The 19,007-nt window shown below is 64.2% G+C and carries 12 protein-coding genes; 11 read left to right on the forward strand and 1 reads right to left on the reverse strand.

What is annotated here, in order from left to right; genetic code table 11:
• Positions 1 to 84 precede the first annotated feature (84 nt).
• The gene (aroG, locus tag AC3A6F_RS02295; protein WP_487678338.1) at positions 85 to 1,143 is read left to right on the forward strand and encodes a 3-deoxy-7-phosphoheptulonate synthase AroG; all 1,059 of its coding nucleotides are present in this window, start codon (positions 85 to 87) and stop codon (positions 1,141 to 1,143) included.
• Between the two features lie 85 nt (positions 1,144 to 1,228).
• Here the strand turns inward: aroG and AC3A6F_RS02300 are convergent, their stop codons facing one another.
• Entirely contained in the window at positions 1,229 to 4,141 is a 2,913-nt protein-coding gene (locus AC3A6F_RS02300; protein WP_487678339.1) for a TonB-dependent receptor domain-containing protein, read from the reverse strand.
• 531 nt (positions 4,142 to 4,672) lie between these two features.
• On the opposite strand from AC3A6F_RS02300, the gene AC3A6F_RS02305 reads away from it, so the two are divergent.
• The 10 genes from AC3A6F_RS02305 (at position 4,673) to infB (ending at position 19,005) form a co-directional block, all read left to right on the forward strand.
• Positions 4,673 to 5,611, forward strand: coding sequence for an ABC transporter permease (locus AC3A6F_RS02305; RefSeq protein WP_487678340.1), 939 nt, complete (start codon positions 4,673 to 4,675; stop codon positions 5,609 to 5,611).
• Positions 5,608 to 6,639, forward strand: a complete 1,032-nt coding sequence (locus AC3A6F_RS02310) for an ABC transporter permease (protein WP_487678341.1) — start codon at positions 5,608 to 5,610, stop codon at positions 6,637 to 6,639. Before AC3A6F_RS02305 ends, AC3A6F_RS02310 begins: the two co-directional genes overlap by 4 nt.
• Positions 6,640 to 6,662: 23 nt before the next feature.
• Complete coding sequence (locus AC3A6F_RS02315; protein ID WP_487678342.1) at positions 6,663 to 8,369, forward strand: ABC transporter ATP-binding protein; 1,707 nt, start codon at positions 6,663 to 6,665, stop codon at positions 8,367 to 8,369.
• A 91-nt stretch (positions 8,370 to 8,460) separates the two neighbouring features.
• Positions 8,461 to 9,405, forward strand: a complete 945-nt coding sequence (locus AC3A6F_RS02320) for a VTT domain-containing protein (RefSeq protein ID WP_487678343.1) — start codon at positions 8,461 to 8,463, stop codon at positions 9,403 to 9,405.
• Between the two features lie 193 nt (positions 9,406 to 9,598).
• Positions 9,599 to 10,612, forward strand: a complete 1,014-nt coding sequence (locus AC3A6F_RS02325) for a glucokinase (protein ID WP_487678344.1) — start codon at positions 9,599 to 9,601, stop codon at positions 10,610 to 10,612.
• A 437-nt stretch (positions 10,613 to 11,049) separates the two neighbouring features.
• Positions 11,050 to 11,790, forward strand: coding sequence for an SMC-Scp complex subunit ScpB (scpB, locus tag AC3A6F_RS02330; protein ID WP_487678345.1), 741 nt, complete (start codon positions 11,050 to 11,052; stop codon positions 11,788 to 11,790).
• Complete coding sequence (rluB, locus tag AC3A6F_RS02335; RefSeq protein ID WP_487678346.1) at positions 11,777 to 13,759, forward strand: 23S rRNA pseudouridine(2605) synthase RluB; 1,983 nt, start codon at positions 11,777 to 11,779, stop codon at positions 13,757 to 13,759. Before scpB ends, rluB begins: the two co-directional genes overlap by 14 nt.
• Positions 13,760 to 14,078: 319 nt before the next feature.
• Positions 14,079 to 14,567, forward strand: coding sequence for a ribosome maturation factor RimP (rimP, locus tag AC3A6F_RS02340; RefSeq protein ID WP_137175228.1), 489 nt, complete (start codon positions 14,079 to 14,081; stop codon positions 14,565 to 14,567).
• Positions 14,564 to 16,129 carry a transcription termination factor NusA gene (nusA, locus tag AC3A6F_RS02345; RefSeq protein ID WP_147936313.1) on the forward strand — a complete coding sequence of 522 codons (1,566 nt, stop codon included), beginning with the start codon at positions 14,564 to 14,566 and terminating at the stop codon, positions 16,127 to 16,129. Before rimP ends, nusA begins: the two co-directional genes overlap by 4 nt.
• A 44-nt stretch (positions 16,130 to 16,173) precedes the next feature.
• Complete coding sequence (gene infB, locus AC3A6F_RS02350) at positions 16,174 to 19,005, forward strand: translation initiation factor IF-2 (protein ID WP_487678347.1); 2,832 nt, start codon at positions 16,174 to 16,176, stop codon at positions 19,003 to 19,005.
• Positions 19,006 to 19,007 lie beyond the last annotated feature (2 nt).

Genomic DNA, 19,007 nt, shown 5'->3' on the forward strand with positions numbered 1-19,007 from the left:
CAGACAAACCGCCAGCGATGGCGGTTTTTTTATTTCCAGTCCTGAACAAGATCAGCACAGAACAGCACGAAAGGGAGTCCCAGCATGCCCCGCACCGACGATTTACGCATCCGTGAAATGAAGGAACTGACGCCGCCCTCGCACCTGATCCGCGAGTTCCCGGTGACCCCGCAGGCCGAGCAGACAGCAAGCGGCGCGCGCGTCGACCTGCACCGCATCCTGCACGGCCAGGACGACCGCCTGATGGTGGTGATCGGACCGTGCTCGATCCACGATCCGAAGGCCGCGCTCGAGTACGCGCGCAAGCTGGTCGAGGAGCGCCAGCGCCTCAAGGGCGAGCTCGAGATCGTGATGCGGGTCTATTTCGAGAAGCCGCGCACCACGGTCGGCTGGAAGGGCCTGATCAACGATCCGTACATGGACAACAGCTTCCGCATCAACGACGGTCTGCGCATGGCGCGCGAGCTGCTGCGCGACATCAACGAGATGGGCCTGCCGGCCGGCACCGAATTCCTCGACGTGATCAGCCCGCAGTACATCGCCGACCTCGTCAGCTGGGGCGCGATCGGCGCCCGCACCACCGAGTCGCAGGTCCACCGCGAGCTGGCCTCCGGCCTGTCGTGCCCCGTCGGTTTCAAGAACGGTACCGACGGCAATATCAAGATCGCGACCGAGGCGATCAAGGCCGCGTCGCAGCCGCACCACTTCCTGTCGGTGACCAAGGGCGGCCACTCGGCCATCGTGTCGACCTCGGGCAACGAGGATTGCCACATTATCCTGCGTGGCGGCAAGACGCCGAACTACGATGCGGCCAGCGTCGAGGAGGCCTGCCGCCAGATCGCCGCGCTCGGCCTGGCCAGCCGCCTGATGATCGACGCCTCGCATGCGAACAGTTCCAAGAAGCCCGAGAACCAGGTGCCGGTGTGCGCCGACATCGCGGCCCAGATCGCGGGCGGCGACGACCGCATCGTCGGCGTGATGATCGAGTCGCACCTGGTGGCGGGACGGCAAGATCTGGTGCCGGGCAAGGAACTGACCTATGGCCAGTCGGTGACCGATGGCTGCATCGACTGGGACACCAGCGTGGGCGTGCTGGAAGGATTGGCGGCGGCGGTGCGCCAGCGCCGGCTGCGGCAGGAGTAAAACGGCAAGCGGCGCTGGAAGCGCCGCTGTGAAGATGAAGAAGGGCGCACCGAGGTGCGCCCTTCTTGTGTCTAGCCCGTGAGGATTAGAACTTGGCGGACAGGTTCAGGAACACGTGACGGCCCATCGCGTCGAACACCTGTGGATAGGTGTTGCCGTTGCCGTACACATCGGCCAGCACGCCCGACAGTGGTGGATCCTTGTCCAGCGCGTTGTTCATGCCGGCGCGCAGGGAGAAGATCGGGTTGATCTGCCAACCGGCGGTCAGGTCCAGGTAGCTGCGCGCGCCCAGGCGTGCGTCGCCCGTTTCGAAATCGCCTGCCAGCAGCGGATTGTCGCTGGTGTAGTCGAGATCGGTGCTGCGCACGTAGCGCCAGGTTGCGCCCAGCTCGACGCCGCGCCATGGGGTGCCCCAGACGGCGCGCAGCTTGTGGCGCCATTTCGGCAGCGGCGTACCGCAGGTGGTGCCGTGCAGGCCGGCGCAGTCATACTCACCCGAACCCGGGAAGTCTTCCTGCTTGAACTCCTTCAGGTAGGTGCCCATCAGCGACAGGTTCAGGTTGCCCCATGCGCCGAGCTTGGTGTTCCAGTTGGCGCCCAGGTCGACGCCTTTGGTGGAACGGCTACCGAGGTTCTGGTTGGTGGCGACGATGTTCGACGATTCCAGGGTCCACAGGCTGCCCAGGCGGTCACGCGTGATCAGGCCGCAGAACTGCGGGTCGCCGGTTTCCAGGCACTGGCTCAGGGTGGTGGTGGCTGGCAGGCCGCCGATCACACCCTTGACCTTCATGTCGAAGGCGTCGATGGTCAGCGAGGTGTTGCGGGTCGGGGTCAGCACCAAGCCCAGGGTGTACGAGTCCGATTTCTCCGGTTCCAGGTCGGTGTTGCCGCCGATGATCTGGTTGTACTGCTGTGCCGGCGAATTCAGGATGTTGCCGTACTGGGCTGCGGTGACGCCGGTGCGGGCGCACTGCTCCAGAGTTGCGGACGGGCTGGCACCGGCGCAAGGATCGGCGCCCATGCCGAACAGGGCCAGGCCAGCCGGGGTGAACAGCTCGACCACGTTGGCGGCGCGCGCCGCGCGCTGGTAGCTGAAGCGGAACTTGGCCTGCTCGATCGGCGCCCACTCCAGGCCCAGACCGTAGGAGCTGGTGTCCTGGCCGGTCGAGTAGTCCGATTTGCGGTAGCTGCCGGTCAGGGTCAGCTGGTCGGCGAACGGCACGTTCTGCAGGATCGGGATGCGGGTTTCGGCGAAGTAGTCGCGCACGCTGAATTGGCCGCTCACGTTCTTGGTCGGGCCGCCCTGGCCGGCCAGGTCGCCGCTTTCGAAGGCGACGTCCGAGTTCAGTTCGAGTTTCTCGGTGCGGTGTTCCCAGCCCAGCGCCACGCCCACGCCTTCATTGCTGGTCGGGAGCTTGATGCCGTACTCGCCCAGGTCGGACGACAGGTTGATGCCCTGCACGGTCTGCGAGGTGTGGCCCTTCTGGAAGCCAGGGGTCTGCAGGTAGGTCAGCGCTTCCGGGGTCACGCCGCCCAGGCTCCAGATGTTGTACGGGACGCAGTTCGGGTCGACGCCGTTCAGGGTGCTGCGGCAGACCGGCTGGCCGTTGGCGCCCGGCACCACGTCGAGCGCACGTGCGCTGCGCGAGACCGAGAAGTCGTTGAAGTAGGTTTCCGAGTACAGCACCTTGCCGACCTGGGCGAAGGCGTCGTACTGCCAGTTGCCGATGTCGCCCTTGACGCCGATCACGCCGCGGTAGGAGGTGTGGCGCAGGTCGTCGCGGCGGCCACCGCCTTCGACGTTACGGCGCAGGACGACGACGTCGGCGGTGTCGCCGGGGCCGCTCATGCCCAGCGCGCTGCGCCAGGCGTCGGACAGCAGCGGGTTTTCCCAACGGATCGCGTTGGCGCCGGAAGCGTCCAGGCCGAACAGGCCCGATGGCGCGATCTGGGCCACGGTGCTGTCGTCGTGGAAGCTGGCCTCGGCGTACAGGCGGGCCTTCTCGTTGATGTCGTAGTGGGTGAACGAGCTGAAGGTATAGCGTTCGGACGGACGGCGGAAGTAGTTCAGCGGGCCGAAGTTATAGGCGTCGCTGGCGGACACGTAGGGGCGCACGCCGCCATTGGCGTCGGCCACGGTTTTCAGGCCGGTGGCGGTGATGAACTGGCCCGGGAAGCTGGTGCCGGAGCCGCCGCAGTTGAAGGTGTTGCCCACGGTGGAACCGTTCAGCGCGCAGGAGGTGAAGTCACGCTCGGACTGCAGCAGCGCGTCTTCCTTCTTGTAGCCGAAGAAGACGACGGCATTGCCCTTGCCATCGGCGAAGTTGCCGCCCATGGTCAGGGTGATGTCCTTGACCTTGCCGTCGGCGCCCTTGTCGCCCGGCAGCGGGAAGTTGCGGCGGTTGGCGGCGTCGGCCACCGGGCCGCCGTTCTGGTCGTGGTTGTAGAACTGGTAGTTGGCGTCGATCTGGACGCCCTGGAAGCGGTCGTCCATGATGAAGTTGACCACGCCGGCCACGGCGTCCGAGCCGTAGATGGCGCCGGCGCCGCCGGTCAGCACTTCGACGCGCTTGATCAGGCCCACGGGAATCTGGTTCAGGTCGGCTGCGGTATTGCGCGGGCTGCCGGCTGGCAGGCGGCGGCCATTGACCAGCACCAGGGTGCGGTCGGCGCCGAAGTTACGCAAGTTGACGGTCGCGGTGCCGGACGAGCCGTTCGACACCGAGCCACCCTGGTCGGCGAAGACCTGGGGCAGGTTGTTCAGCAGGTTCTCGACCGAGCGGACACCTTCCATCTTGATGTCCTTGGCATTGACCACGGTCACCGGGCTGACGCTTTCCAGGTTCGCGGTCGCAATGCGCGAGCCGGTCACTTCCACCCGTTGCAGCGATTCGGCGGCAGGCGCGGTTTCCTGGGCGTGGGCAGCGCTGAAGGCGACGGCAACGCCGCCGGCGCAGATCAGGCGTACCGATCGAGATAACACAGTTTCAACCATCATAGTGAGTCTTCCCCGTAAGACCTGGCGGCGGGTTGCGCCGGCCAGTAAAGTCAGTGAATCGCCGTGTGATATGGACACGACATGTTTTTACTACTTAGCAATAAAAACATTTACCAATACATAGTGTCAATTGGTAACGTATGCACCGTGCAAAATACAACTACCTGATAACTTGTCTTTACAATTTATTTTTTTGATGCTAGTCACACAAAAGTCACAAAACTCGGAAATTGAAATATCATGCGGAAAATATAGTTCGATTTGATATTTAATTCGTTCAAACTATATTTTATAAGCACGATGTTGTGAAAAATGCGGATTGCATATTTGACATGGCCGGCAAGGTTCTTATACGAATCTCTGATGATTGTGTCATTACATAGTAATAACCTGGGACTATCGGAGCATAAGATTGCGCGGCTGTTGGTGGGCGCGGATATGCGCTATCGTGTCGTTTTTGTCATCCAGGATTTGGCTAGGCGGCAAAGCCAGAGGCGGTCCATTCGCCCAATCCGCAAATTCGGGAGTGCAATGTTTGCTTATGTCTTGCGCCGCTTGTGGCAGATGCTGCCGACGATGGCCGGCGTCGTGTTGCTGGTGTTTTTCTTGTTCAACTGGGTTGGCGGCGATCCGGCCTACCTGCTGGCGGGCAAGATGGCCGATGCGGGCGCCATCGAGAATATCCGGCGCCAGCTCGGCACCGACCAGCCCTATACCGTGCAGCTGTGGATCTTCGTCAAGCAGATCCTGACCTTCGACTTCGGCAACGCCTGGAGCACGGGCGAGCCGGTATCCCATATCATCGGCAGCCGACTGGGCCCGTCGCTGACCGTGTTGATCCCGCTGACGGTGCTGGAAACCGTATTCGGTATCGCGCTGGCGCTGGCGATCGCCTTCGTGCGCGGCTCGCTGACCGACCGCGCCGTGATGGTCGCCTGCACGGTCGGGATGTCGATCTCGATCCTGGTCTACATCATCGTGTTCCAGTACGTGTTCGCCTACCAGCTGGGGCTGTTTCCGGTCCAGGGCTGGGGCAATAGCCTGGGCGAGAACCTGCTGCGCTATGCGCTGCTGCCCATCATCATCGGCCTGGCTGTCTCGATCGCGCCGACCCTGCGCCTGTACCGCAGCTTCGTGCTCGACGAAGCAGGGCAGGACTATGTGCGCACCGCGCGCGCCAAGGGCTTGCCGGAGCGCCGCATTGTCTGGGTCCACGTGCTGCGCAATGCCGCGATCCCGATCATCACCCACGTGATGGCCAATCTGCCGGCGCTACTGATCGGCGCCTTCCTGCTCGAGCGCTTCTTCGGCATTCCCGGCATTGGCCGCGAAGTGATCCTGGCCGTCGAACGCAGCGACTTCCCGGTGATCAAGGCGATCACGGTCTACGTGGCCGCCGCGACCATGGTGTTCAACCTGCTGGCCGACCTGCTGTACCAGGCGGTCGATCCACGCGTGCAGCTCAAATGACCATGACGACCCTGCACACGCCTGTGCAAACGCGCTCACCCGGCCTGTGGACGCTGGCCTGGCGGCGCCTGTGCGCCGACCGCGTCGGGATGGCGGCGCTGGCCGTCGTCGCCGCTTTCCTGCTGCTGGTGCTGTTGTCCGCCACGGGCATGCTGGCGGGTGACTGGGAAGACGAGGTGGCGGTCAACTATGCGCCGCCCACCTTCGTCGGCGCCGACGCCACGGCGCGCGCGCTGGCCAGGGCCCAGCTGCCGCGCGCCACGCCGCCGAACGCCTTCGATCCGCTGGCGATTGACCTGGCCGAGCTCGAGGCGCAGGTGGCGCAAGCCCATCCGCCAGTGGAAAAGCGCACGACGCTGCCGTTCGGCGCCGACAAATGGGGCCACGACATTGTCAAGAAAACCATCAAGGGCGGCGAGACCTCGATCGTGGTGGGCCTGGTGGCGGCCTTGCTGGCGGTGATGCTCGGCACCCTGTTCGGTGCCGTCTCGGGCTTTTATGGCGGCTGGGTCGACGACCTGTTCAACTGGTTCTACAGCATTTTCACGGCGATCCCGGCGATCCTCATGATCCTGACCGTGGCCGCCGTGCTCCAGCAAAAAGGCGTGGCCACTATCGTGCTGATCCTCGGCCTGACCGGCTGGACCGGGCCGTATCGCCTGATGCGCGCCGAATACATCAAGCACAGCGCGCGCGAGTACGTGATGGCGGCCGATGCCATCGGCGCGTCGGGGTGGCAGCGCATGTTCGGCCACATCCTGCCCAATGTCTCGCACGTGGCGCTGGTGCAGATGTCGATCCTGGTGGTGGGCTTCATCAAGGCCGAGGTGATCCTGTCCTTCCTGGGCTTTGGCGTGCCGGTCGGCACCGTCTCCTGGGGCAGCATGCTCAACGAGGCGCAAAATGAACTGATCCTCGGCAAATGGTGGCAGCTGGCGGCGGCCGCCGGCGCGATGGCGCTGCTGGTGACGAGCTTCTCGCTGTTTGCCGATGCGCTGCGCGATGCGCTCGACCCCAAGATCAAATGACACACTAAAATGCCCCAGGAACCATGAACCAGGAACCATTGCTGCAAGTGCGAGACCTGCGCATCGCTTTTCGCACCGACAAGACGAACACCTTCGAGGCGCTGAAGGGCATCTCGTTCGACGTGCCGGCGAACAGTACGGTGGCGCTGGTGGGCGAGTCGGGCAGCGGCAAGTCGGTCAGCTCGCTGGCCGTGATGGGCCTGCTGCCGGAGCAGACCACGATCGTGCACCCCGGCGCCAGCATCCGCTTCGCCGGCCGCGAATTGCTGGGCCTGCCGTTGCGCGAGCGGCGCGCGCTGTGCGGCAAGGACATCGCCATGATCTTCCAGGAGCCGATGTCTTCGCTCAATCCGGTGTTCACGGTGGGCTTCCAGATCGGCGAAGTCCTGCGCCTGCACATGGGTATGGATAAACGGGCGGCGCGGGCGCGCACGCTGGCGCTGCTGCATGAAGTGGGCATCCCCGACCCCGAGCGCAAGATCGACGCCTACCCGAGCCAGATGTCGGGCGGCCAGCAGCAGCGCGTGATGATCGCGATGGCCATCGCCTGCGAGCCGCGCCTCCTGATCGCCGACGAGCCGACCACGGCGCTGGACGTGACGATCCAGAAGCAGATCATGGACCTGATCGCGCGCCTGCAGCGCGAGCGCCGCATGGCGGTGCTGTTCATCACCCATGACCTGGGCCTGGTGGGCGAGATCGCCGACCGCGTGATCGTGATGCGCCACGGCGAGGTGCGCGAGGAGGGCGCGGCCGGCCAGGTGTTCGGCGCTCCGGTCGACGCGTATACCAGGGCCCTGCTGCATTGCCGGCCCTCGCTCGATGCGCGGCCGCTGCGCCTGCCGGTGATCGACGATTATCTGGGTGGTCGCATCTTGCCCGCTCAGATGTCCGATTCGGTGCCGGACCAACCGCAGCGCGTGCGCGGCACGGCGCCGGACGACCAGCCGCTGCTGGTGGTCAATAACCTGGCCAAGAGTTTCTGGCTGCGCGAAGGCCTGTTCGGCAAGCGCGAATTCAAGGCGGTCAAGGACGTCTCGTTCACCCTGGGGCGCGGCAAGACCCTGGGTGTGGTGGGCGAGTCGGGCTCGGGCAAGACCACGGTGGGCCTGACCCTGCTGCGCCTGCACCGCGCGAGCGGCGGATCGGCGCTGTTCGAGGGGCGCGACCTGCTGGCCATGTCCGACCGCGAATACCAGCCCTATAAGCGCCGGATCCAGATCATCTTCCAGAATCCCTATGCCTCGCTCAATCCGCGTTTCACGGTGGGCCAGATCTTGCAGGAACCGATGCGCATCCACGGCATCGGCGCGGGCGAGATGGAGCGCACGGCACTGGCGCGCGGCTTGCTGGGGCGGGTGGGCCTGCCGGACGCCGCCTATGGCCGCTATCCGCACGAATTCTCGGGCGGCCAGCGCCAGCGCATCGCGATCGCGCGCTGCCTGACCATGCGGCCCGAGATCCTGGTGTGCGACGAATCGGTGTCGGCGCTCGACGTCTCTGTCCAGGCGCAAGTGCTGAACCTGCTGCAAGACCTGCAGGACGAATACGGCATGAGCTATATCTTCATCTCGCACGACCTGTCGGTGGTCAAGTACATCTCGGACCAGGTGATGGTGATGCACCAGGGCAGCGTGGTCGAGATGGCCGATTCCGATACGCTGTACCGCGACCCGCAGCATCCATATACACGCTCGCTGTTGGCGGCGATTCCGCGTGGCGTCTTGTAGAAACCGCTCATCCGTTCCCAGCGTTGCGCTTACGCCAAAGGGAATAGAGGGTGTTCCTGTGCCGACCACACAATTGCGCTAATATACAAAAATGCCCCAGCTAGCCGAACTCCTCCAAGTCTATGGCGTGCTGATCGTGTTCGGCATCGTCCTCGTCGAACAGTTCGGTCTGCCCATACCCGCCTATCCGGTCCTGATCGTGGCCGGCGCGCTCTCGGTCACCGCCGACGTGAGCTGGCAGCTGGTATGGATGGCGGCCATCCTGGCCTGCCTGATCTGCGATGCCTTCTGGTTCCGCGCCGGCCGCTTCTACGGCAAGCGCATCCTGCGGCTGCTGTGCAAGATTTCACTGTCCCCCGATTCCTGCGTCAACCAGACCGAAGACCGCTTCAGCAAGTTCGGCGTCAAGTCGCTGCTGGTGTCCAAGTTCGTCCCCGGCTTCAACACCATCGCGGCGCCGCTGTCGGGCGCCATGGGCGTCAACCCGCGTCTGTTCCTGCTGTATGCGGTGAGCGGCGCGGCGCTCTGGAGCGGCACCGGCATCCTGCTCGGCGTCTGGTTCCATAACAGCGTCGATGGCGTGCTCGATACGCTCTCGACCATGGGCAGCACGGCGCTGACGATCGTGGCCGGCCTGCTGGCCCTGTTTATCGCCTTCAAGTACGCCGAGCGGCGCCGCCACCGCTCGCGCAGCGCGATCGAGCGCATCGACATCGACGAGGTGCTGGCCCTGATCGACGCCGGCCACGATCCGGTGATCATCGATGCGCGCAGCCTGAGCGCGCAGCAGATGGAAGCCGCGATCCCGGGCGCGGTGATCTTCAAGGCCTGCCAGCCAGAACACCTGATGGCCTCGCTCGACCGCGACCGCCACATCGTCGTCTATTGCAGCTGTCCGGACGACGTCACCGCCGCTGAAGTGGCGCGCCAGTTCATGGTCAACGGTTTCCATCGTGCCCGGCCGCTCAAGGGCGGGCTCGACGCCTGGAACGCCCAGCGCGGCAACGATCCCGAGCTCGATCCGGCGACCTGCTGACCGGCACGCTGCCCGGCAACTGGCGCGATTCTCTCCAACTGTAATAAAAAAGTAGTTCTACTACTTCGGGCTGATAGGTGGATGGCATGTTTTCAGCCATCCTGTTGCGAGTGGTGTACCTAAACTACAGAAAACACTTGTCTTCAGGGCAAAAAATTTAGTAAGCTTGGGCGTCTCTTAATCACGCTCCACCATGACTGCCTCCCCGCTTAGCCCATCCACCGACCGCCTCCACCGCGGCGGCGCCCGCCTGCTTGCCGATGTCGGCGGCACCAACTGCCGCTTCGTGCTGGAACTGGGTCCGGGCCGGCTCGAGGCGGTCGAGGTGCTGCCTTGCGCCGACTATGCCACCCTGGGCGAGGCCATGCGCGCCTACCTAGGCAGCGCCGCGGTCAAGGCCTGCAGTGCGTCGCCGATCCGCCATGCGGCGATCGCCATCGCCAACCCGGTGAACGGCGACTATGTGCGCATGACCAATCATCACTGGGAATTTTCCACTGAAGCCTTGCGGCAGGAATGCGGTTTCGAGATCCTGCTGGTGGTCAACGATTTCTCTGCGCTGGCGCGTTCGTTGCCACACCTGGGCGAGCAAAAACGCCAGGTGGGCGGAGGCACGCCGCAGCCGGACGCGGCGCTGGGCCTGCTGGGCGCCGGCACTGGCCTCGGCGTCTCCGGCCTGGTGCCGTGCGGCGACAGCTGGACCGCGCTGCGCAGTGAAGGCGGGCACGTCAGCTTCGCCCCCGTCAATGAGCAGGAAATCGCGATCCTGCAATATGCCTGGCGCGAGTTCGAACACGTGTCGTTCGAGCGCTTCCTGTCCGGCGCTGGCGTCGAGCTCATCTACCGTGCGCTGGCCGAGCGCGCCGGCCGCCCCGGCGAGCGCCTCGGCGCGGCCGAGATCTCGCGCCGCGCGCTCGACGGTGAATGCGCGCTGTGCGACGAGGTGCTGGAAGCTTTCTGCGGCATGCTCGGCACCGTGGCCGGCAATCTAGCCGTCACCCTCGGGGCCCAGGGTGGCGTGTACATCGGCGGCGGCATCGTGCCGCGCCTCGGGGCGCGCTTCGACCGTTCCTCGTTCCGCAGTCGCTTCGAGCAGAAGGGGCGCTTCGCCGGCTACCTGGCCGACGTGCCGACCTATGTGATCACGGCCGAGTACCCCGCATTCCTTGGCGTATCGGCGATTTTGTCGGAAAAACTGTCCGACTGACGCAAATAGGCGCGCATCGCAGCGCCGCCTCCTTGTCCGCTGCGGGGTTTTATCGGTTACAATGGCCGCCAGTTGGAAGAAACGACGTCGTCCGCTCGCGTGCCGCACTCTCGTGCAACACAAGTCGCTCCCCGGCGAAGCCCCGATCGCGGGCGTGCCTGAGAGACAGCAGAGTTTCGCCGAGTCTCGCCGAGTTCCTCGTTTCGCAATGAAGATCAACACCAGCGGCCCGTCGCGCAGGCGGGTTGCTCCTGGCGGGTTCCTTGCCCGCCATGTATTAGCTCCGGCGCTCAGCGCGCCGGGCCCACGGATTCCGGTTTCAGGCAGCAGAGCGCAGGGCGACAGAGCCGGCGCATGGCACGCAGGCATGCGCGCCACTCGCATTGATGCTGTCCCGACTCCGATTGGCCGAATTGTTTGATTGACGACATCGCGATATGAATACTGACGAGGCCAAGAGAGTCCTCGAAACCGCCTTGCTATGCGCCCGCGAGCCGATGTCGATCCATGGCATGAAGAAACTGTTCGCCGAGGTCGACCCGCAGGGACGGCAGGTTGGCGCCGGCGTCGGCGCCGATACGATCAAAATCTTGCTGGAAGAACTGCGCCAGGACTGGGATGGACGCGGCATCGAGATCGTCAGCCTGGCCTCGGGCTGGCGGTTCCAGAGCCGTCCCGAGATGAAGCCCTATCTCGACCGGCTCTCGCCCGAAAAGCCGCCCAGGTATTCGCGGGCGACGCTGGAAACGCTGGCGATCATCGCCTACCGCCAGCCGGTCACGCGCGGCGACATCGAAGAGATCCGCGGCGTCGCGGTCAATTCGCAGACCGTCAAGATGCTGGAAGACCGCGGCTGGATCGACGTCGTCGGCCACCGCGAAGTGGTGGGGCGGCCGGCGCTGCTGGGCACCACGCGCCAGTTCCTGGACGACCTGGGCCTGGCGTCGCTCTCGCAGCTGCCGCCCCTGCAGCCGCTGGCCGAAGGCCCCGACAGCCGCAGCCTGGAAGCCCTCGAGGCGGCATTGAACGACAATTTTGACAAGGTGGGCGCCTCCGCGCCCGCCGACGATGTAGATTTAGCTACTTCACCCGTTGAAGTTCCGATCCGCGACACGCTTGATGACGGGATTGCCGAGGCGGGTCAGCACAATAAAGACACGAACGATGAACCCAACTGAACAAAACGAGACCAAGCCTGTGGATGCAGGCGAGCAAGCAGCAGCCAAGCCGAAGCGTACGCGCAAGGCGGCTGCCGTTGCCGACACTGCGCCAGGCGAGGCCGTAGTGGCCGAGGCGCCGGCCAAGCCGAAGCGCACCCGCAAGGCGGCCGTCGCCGCCGAGCCGGTCGCCGCCGGGCAGGCTGCGCCTGCGGCCGAAGCGCCGGCGCCGAAGGTCCGCAAGCCGCGCGCCACCAAGGCCGCAAAAGAAGAGTCGGCCGCAGTGCCGGCAGCAGCTGAAGCGCCGGCCGCTGCCGACGCCACTCCAGTCCAGGAAGCGCGCAAGCCGCGCGGCCCGCGCCAGATGCGCGAAAAGCGCGCCGAACGCGAAGCACTGCAGCAGGCCGCCGCGCCGGCTGTCGCCGAGCAGGCTGCCTCGGCGCCCGAAGCTGGCATCGATGCCGCGCCGGAAGGCGCGCAAGAGGGTAATCAAGAAGGTAAGCAGGAAGCACGCGGCCGCGGCCAGCCCAAGCAGGGCAAGCGCGGTCAGCAAAGCGGCCGTCCGACCCAGCAAAGCGCTCGTCCAACCGAAGGCGGACGTCCGGCCAAGCAGATCGGCCGCGGCGGCAAGCAGCAGCCGCAGGGCAGGGGTGGCAAGCAGCAGCCGGGCAGCGAAGCCGACAATGTGTTCTCCTTCGTGACCTCGGATGACTTCGACGCCAACGAAGGCGCGCGCAGCAATGCCCAGGCAAAGCCGGCGCGCCGCGACCTGACCGCCGACGACGATGCGCCGAAGCTGCACAAGGTGCTGGCCGAGGCCGGCCTGGGTTCGCGCCGCGACATGGAAGACCTGATCGTCGCCGGCCGCGTGTCGGTCAATGGCGAGCCGGCCCATATCGGCCAGCGCATCCTGCCGACCGATGCGGTCCGCATCAACGGCAAGCTGATCCAGCGCCGCGTGAGCAGCAAGCCGCCGCGCGTGCTGGTCTATCACAAGCCGGCCGGCGAGATCGTCAGTCATGACGATCCGGAAGGCCGTCCATCGGTGTTCGACCGCCTGCCGACCATGAAGGCCGGCAAGTGGCTGGCCGTCGGCCGCCTCGACTTCAATACCGAAGGCCTGCTGCTGTTTACGACCTCGGGCGACCTGGCCAACCGGCTGATGCACCCGCGCTACAATATCGACCGCGAATACGCGGTGCGCACCCTGGGTGAGCTCGAAGAAGGCATGCGCCAGAAGCTGCTGTCCGGCGTCGAGCTGGACGACGGCAAGGCGGCGTTCTCGAAGATCCAGAACGGCGGCGGCGAAGGCATCAACCGCTGGTACCGCGTGGTGATCGGCGAGGGTCGCAACCGCGAGGTGCGCCGCATGTTCGAGGCGGTCGGCCTGACCGTCTCGCGCCTGATCCGTACCCGCTACGGCGCCATGACCCTGCCGAGCGGCCTCAAGCGTGGTCGTTGGGAAGAGTTCGAGGAAAACGATGTGCGCGCGCTGATGACGGCCTTCGGCGTCGAAAAGAAGGGCGCTACCCCCGAGAAGCATGTCAAGGGCGGCCACAAGGGCAAGGGTCCGCGTCCGAACGGCATGCGCGCCGACGTCAACCACGGCGCCGAGCGCAGCAACGATCGCAGCGATGGCAATCGCATCGACCGCGCCGACGCCAACCGCAACGTCGATCCTTTCGGCCCGCCGGTGGCGCGCGTCGGCAGTACCCGTGGCCAGGGCATCCTGAACGGTCCAGTGCCGGGCGGCAAGCCTGCCGGCGGTCGCCAGGGCGGCTTCGGCGGCCAGGGCGGCGGCAAGGGTCGTGGCGCCAGCGCGGGTGGCGGCAAAGGTGGCGGCAACAGCGGCGCCAGCAGTAGCCGTCCGCGCCAGCCGGACCCGCTGCAGACGACCTTCGGCTTCGCCGGCAGCGGCGCCGGTCGTCGTAGCGGCCAGGGGCCGCGCGGCTCGGAGTCCGGCCTGCCGCGCCGCGGCCGTCGCGGCTGAACGCCCCTTCATGACCGGTCTGCGCAAGTGCGTGCAGGCCGGGCATGCGCCGTCCAATCGGCGTAAAATGTTTCGTAATCCATAGCACCCTGCCAACTGTTGTTTAAAATCTCATTTGTGGTATGGAGATTGCGAGGGAAGTGGAAAAGCAGTATAATTTGCAGCCTAATCGAAGTCCTTCCCGAATGTTGTATCCGCGAGTCGTGATTCGCGTGACACTGGTGCAAGTGCTTTCATCTGGTTGGGTTGTAAGTACAAAAAGATGGGCAGATGCCCATTTTTTTTTTGGTAAATCGTTTTAAAGCCCTGGAGAAGTGCCGTGCAGCAGTTTGACTTAATCGCCACGACAGTCAGTGGACTCGGCTATGACCTCGTCGATGTGGAGCGAGGCGAGCGCGGGATCCTGCGTGTATACATCGATTTCCCGGCTGCCGACGCGGACGAAAAGGGCCCGATCACGGTCGAAGACTGCGCCAAGGTGAGCCACCAGCTGTCGCACGTGCTGACAGTGGAAAACGTCGATTACGAACGATTGGAAATTTCGTCGCCGGGCCTCGATCGCCCGGTACGGACCCTCGCCGATTTTGCGCGCTTCGCCGGCCATGAGTGCACGGTCAAGCTGCGCGTCGCGGTGCCCGGCAGTGATCACCGCAAGACGTTCACCGGTATCCTGCGCGGCGTCGAGAACGACAAGGTCGGTTTGGAATTTGACAGTAAGGATGGCCCGGCGTTGATGGAATTTACGCTGGCCGAATTGGACAAGGCACGTTTGGTGCCACAGGTGGATTTTAGGAGTCGCAAAGCATGAGTCGCGAAATTTTATTGCTGGTGGATGCGCTTGCGCGCGAAAAGAACGTCGACAAGGAAGTCGTTTTCGGTGCGCTCGAGTTCGCGCTGGCACAGGCCACGAAGAAGCGCTATGAAGGCGAAGTCGACATTCGCGTGTCGATCGATCGCGACACCGGCGAGTTCGAGACTTTCCGCCGCTGGCACGTGGTGCCGGATGAAGCGGGCCTGCAGCTGCCTGACCAGGAAATCCTGCACTTCGAAGCCAAGGAACAAATTCCTGATATCGAAGTCGACGAGTACATCGAAGAGCCGATCGAATCGGTCGACTTCGGTCGCCGCTTTGCCCAGGACACCAAGCAGGTCGTGCTGCAGCGCGTGCGCGATGCCGAACGCGAGCAGATCCTGCAAGACTTTTTGGAGCGCGGCGATTCGCTGGTGACCGGCACCATCAAGCGCATGGAACGCGGCGATGCGATCGTCGAGTCGGGCAAGATCGAAGCGCGCCTGCCGCGCGACCAGATGATCCCGAAAGAAAACCTGCGCATCGGCGACCGCGTGCGCGCTTTCATCCTGCGTGTGGACCGCAATATGCGTGGCCCGCAGGTGATCCTGTCGCGCACTGCGCCAGACTTCATCATGAAGCTGTTTGAGCTGGAAGTGCCAGAGATCGAACAAGGCCTGCTGCAGATCAAATCGGCAGCCCGTGACGCCGGCGTGCGCGCCAAGATCGCCGTGTTCACGGCCGACAAGCGCATCGACCCGATCGGTACATGCGTCGGCATGCGCGGTTCGCGCGTGCAGGCCGTGACCGGCGAGCTCGGTGGCGAGCGCGTGGACATCGTGCTGTGGTCGGACGATCCGGCCCAGTTCGTGATCGGCGCCCTGGCTCCGGCGAATGTTTCGTCGATCATGGTTGACGAAGAAAAGCACGCCATGGATGTGGTGGTGGACGAAGAAAACCTGGCCATCGCGATCGGCCGTTCGGGCCAGAACGTGCGCCTGGCGTCCGAGCTGACCGGCTGGAAAATCAACATCATGACCGCCGAGGAATCGGCGAACAAGGTGGAACAAGAATCGGCCGCGATCCGCGCGCTGTTCATGGAAAAACTGGACGTCGACCAGGAAGTGGCCGATATCCTGGTTGAAGAAGGCTTCTCGAGCCTGGAAGAAATCGCCTACGTGCCAATTTCCGAGATGCTGGAAATTGAATCGTTCGATGAGGACACCGTCAACGAACTGCGCACCCGCGCCCGTGACGCGCTGGTGACCGAAGCGATCGCTTCCGAGGAAGGTCTCGAAGGCATGGAAGAAGCTCTGGTCAATCTGGAAGGCATGGACCGTACCGTTGCCGGCAAGCTTGGCCTGGCTGGTATCAAGACGGTCGAAGCATTCGCGGCACTGGCCTATGACGAATTCGGCGCCATCCTGGCACTGACGTCGGACCGCGCTCGCGACCTGATCAAGAGTGAATTTAATGATGTGACCGACGACGAGATGAAACTGGTCGATGGCAAGTACGACGACCGGGCGAAAGCACTGCAGGCGAAAGCCTGGAGCCTGGTAGAAACGGCCAAAGCTTGAAAATTTCTTTATCATCTGTCGCGACACGTAGAAAAGAGGACTGAATGGCGAGTAACAACGTAGCCCAATTTGCCACCGAGCTGAAGATGCCTGCAGACCTGCTGCTGACCCAGCTGCGTTCGGCCGGCGTCGAGAAAAGCTCGACGTCAGATCCCTTGTCGAAAGATGATAAGGACAAGCTGCTGAACCATCTGCGTCGTACCCACGGCGCAGCCGATACCGGCGAGAAGAAGAAGATCACGGTGACGCGCAAGGAAACCAGCGAGATCAAGCAAGCCGATTCGTCGGGTAAATCGCGCACCATCCAGGTCGAAGTCCGCAAGAAGCGCACCTTCGTGCAGCGCGACGACCTGGTCACGACCAAGGCGGCCGAAGAACCGGTGATCGACCCTGCCGAACAGGCACGCCGCGAGGAAGAAGCGGCCCGCCAGAACGAGCTGATCGCCCGTCAGGAAGCCGACCTGCGTGAAAAGCAGGAACGCCTGGCCAAGCTGGAAGCCGAAGAAAAGGCGCAAGCCGCGGCCGCTGAAGAGCAGGCCAAGCGCGAAGCTGCCGAACAGGCCAAGCGCGACGCCGCCGAAAAGGCCGCGATTGCCGCTGCCGCCAAGGAAGCTGCTGCCGGCAAGGAAGCCGCTGCCGGCGCCGATGAGGCCGCCAAGAAAGTTGCCGACGACGCCAAGGCTGCGAAAGAAGTCGCTGCCAAGGAAGCCGCCGAGCGCGCTGCCGCCACCGAGCGTGCACGCAAGGCCGTGGCCGACGAAGTGGCGCAGATCAAGCTCATGATGAGCCAGCCGCGCCGCGTGATCAAGGCGCCGGAACCGGTGGCCAAGCCAGCCGCTCCGGCAGCTGCCGCCGGCACGCTGCACAAGCCTGCGGATAAAAAACCGGGCGAAGTCAAGAAGGACGACGCCAAGAAGCCGGGCGACAAGAAGTCGATCAAGTCGGCCAATGTGTCGTCGACCTGGTCTGACGACAAGAAGCGTGGCGGCACCGGCCTGAAAACCCGTGGCGCACCTGCCGGCGGCGGTGGCCGTGACGGCTGGCGCAGCGGTGGCCGTGGCGGCCGTCGCGGTCATGGCGACGATCGTGAATCGAACTTCCAGGCGCCTACCGAGGCAATCGTGAAGGACGTCCACGTTCCTGAAACCATCACCGTGGCCGAACTGGCGCACAAGATGTCGGTCAAGGCATCCGAGGTCATCAAGCAGCTGATGAAGCTGGGCCAGATGTGCACCATCAACCAGGTGCTGGATCAGGAAACCGCGATGATCCTGGTGGAAGAGATGGGCCACAAGGCCTTTGCTGCCGCCGAGGACGATCCGGAAGCGCTGCTGGCCGACCAGGGCGAGCATACCGAGTACGAATCGAGCTCGCGCGCACCGGTGGTCACCGTCATGGGTCACGTCGACCATGGTAAAACCTCGCTGCTGGATTACATCCGTCGCGCCAAGGTCGCTTCGGGCGAAGCCGGCGGCATTACCCAGCACATCGGTGCATACCACGTGGACACCCCGCGCGGCATGATCACCTTCCTGGATACGCCGGGCCACGAAGCGTTTACCGCGATGCGTGCCCGTGGCGCCAAGGCGACCGACATCGTCATCCTGGTGGTGGCGGCGGACGACGGCGTGATGCCGCAAACCAAAGAGGCAATTGCTCACGCAAAAGCCGCTGGTGTGCCGCTGGTTGTTGCGATCAACAAGATCGACAAACCGGGCGCCAACACCGACCGCGTGACGCAAGAGCTGGTCGCCGAAGGCGTGGTGCCTGAAGAATACGGTGGCGAATCGCCATTCGTGCCAGTGTCGGCCAAAGTCGGTACCGGCGTCGACGACCTGCTCGAGCAAGTGCTGCTGCAGGCCGAAGTGCTGGAACTGAAAGCGCCAACCGAAGCCCCGGCCCGTGGCCTGGTGGTCGAGGCGCGCCTGGACAAGGGTCGCGGCCCGGTCGCGACGATCCTGGTCCAATCGGGTACCCTCAAGCGCGGCGACGTCGTGCTGGCCGGTTCTTCCTTCGGTCGCGTTCGTGCCATGCTGGACGAAAACGGCAAGACCATCGCCTCGGCCGGTCCATCGATTCCGGTCGAGATCCAGGGCCTGACCGAAGTGCCGAGCGCCGGTGAAGAAGTCATGGTCATGGCCGACGAGCGCAAGGCGCGTGAAATCGCCCTGTTCCGTCAAGGTAAGTTCCGTGACGTGAAACTGGCCAAGCAGCAAGCCGCGAAACTCGAGAACATGTTCGAGCAGATGGCCGAAGGCGAAGTCAAGAACCTGCCGCTGATCGTCAAGACCGACGTGCAGGGTTCGCAGGAAGCGCTGGTCGGCTCGCTGCAGAAGCTGTCGACTTCCGAAGTCCGGGTGCAGATCGTGCACGCCGCGGTCGGTGGCATCACCGAGTCGGACGTCAACCTGGCAACCGCGTCGAAGGCAGTCATCATCGGCTTCAATGCCCGTGCCGACGCCCAGGCGCGCAAGCTGGCCGAAGCGAACGGTGTCGACATCCGTTACTACAGCATCATTTACGATGCGATCGACGAGATCAAGACCGCACTGTCGGGCATGCTGGCGCCGGAAAAGCGCGAGACCATTACCGGTCAGGTCGAGATTCGCCAGGTCATCCTGGTCTCGAAAGTCGGCGCGATCGCGGGTTGCCTGGTCACCGATGGCGTGGTCAAGCGTTCCTCGTCGGTCCGCCTGCTGCGCAACAATATCGTGATCTGGACCGGCGAGATCGATTCGCTGAAACGCTTCAAGGACGACGCGAAAGAAGTGCGCGCCGGTCTCGAGTGCGGTCTGTCGCTGAAGGGCAACAACGAAATCCAGGTCGGCGACGTCCTGGAGGTGTTCGAAGTCACCGAAGTGGCGCGTACGCTGTAAGT

The organism is Massilia sp. Soil_C_3 (assembly GCF_057657035.1).

Bases quoted from the DNA above. Each gene is read 5' to 3' on its own strand.
- infB (WP_487678347.1), top strand. From the start codon at position 16,174: ATGGCGAGTAACAACGTAGCCCAATTTGCCACCGAGCTGAAGATGCCT.
- nusA (WP_147936313.1), top strand. From the start codon at position 14,564: ATGAGTCGCGAAATTTTATTGCTGGTGGATGCGCTTGCGCGCGAAAAG.
- AC3A6F_RS02320 (WP_487678343.1), top strand. From the start codon at position 8,461: ATGCCCCAGCTAGCCGAACTCCTCCAAGTCTATGGCGTGCTGATCGTG.
- rluB (WP_487678346.1), top strand. From the start codon at position 11,777: ATGAACCCAACTGAACAAAACGAGACCAAGCCTGTGGATGCAGGCGAG.
- AC3A6F_RS02315 (WP_487678342.1), top strand. From the start codon at position 6,663: ATGAACCAGGAACCATTGCTGCAAGTGCGAGACCTGCGCATCGCTTTT.
- AC3A6F_RS02325 (WP_487678344.1), top strand. From the start codon at position 9,599: ATGACTGCCTCCCCGCTTAGCCCATCCACCGACCGCCTCCACCGCGGC.
- AC3A6F_RS02300 (WP_487678339.1), bottom strand. From the start codon at position 4,141: ATGATGGTTGAAACTGTGTTATCTCGATCGGTACGCCTGATCTGCGCC.
- AC3A6F_RS02310 (WP_487678341.1), top strand. From the start codon at position 5,608: ATGACCATGACGACCCTGCACACGCCTGTGCAAACGCGCTCACCCGGC.
- aroG (WP_487678338.1), top strand. From the start codon at position 85: ATGCCCCGCACCGACGATTTACGCATCCGTGAAATGAAGGAACTGACG.
- scpB (WP_487678345.1), top strand. From the start codon at position 11,050: ATGAATACTGACGAGGCCAAGAGAGTCCTCGAAACCGCCTTGCTATGC.
- AC3A6F_RS02305 (WP_487678340.1), top strand. From the start codon at position 4,673: ATGTTTGCTTATGTCTTGCGCCGCTTGTGGCAGATGCTGCCGACGATG.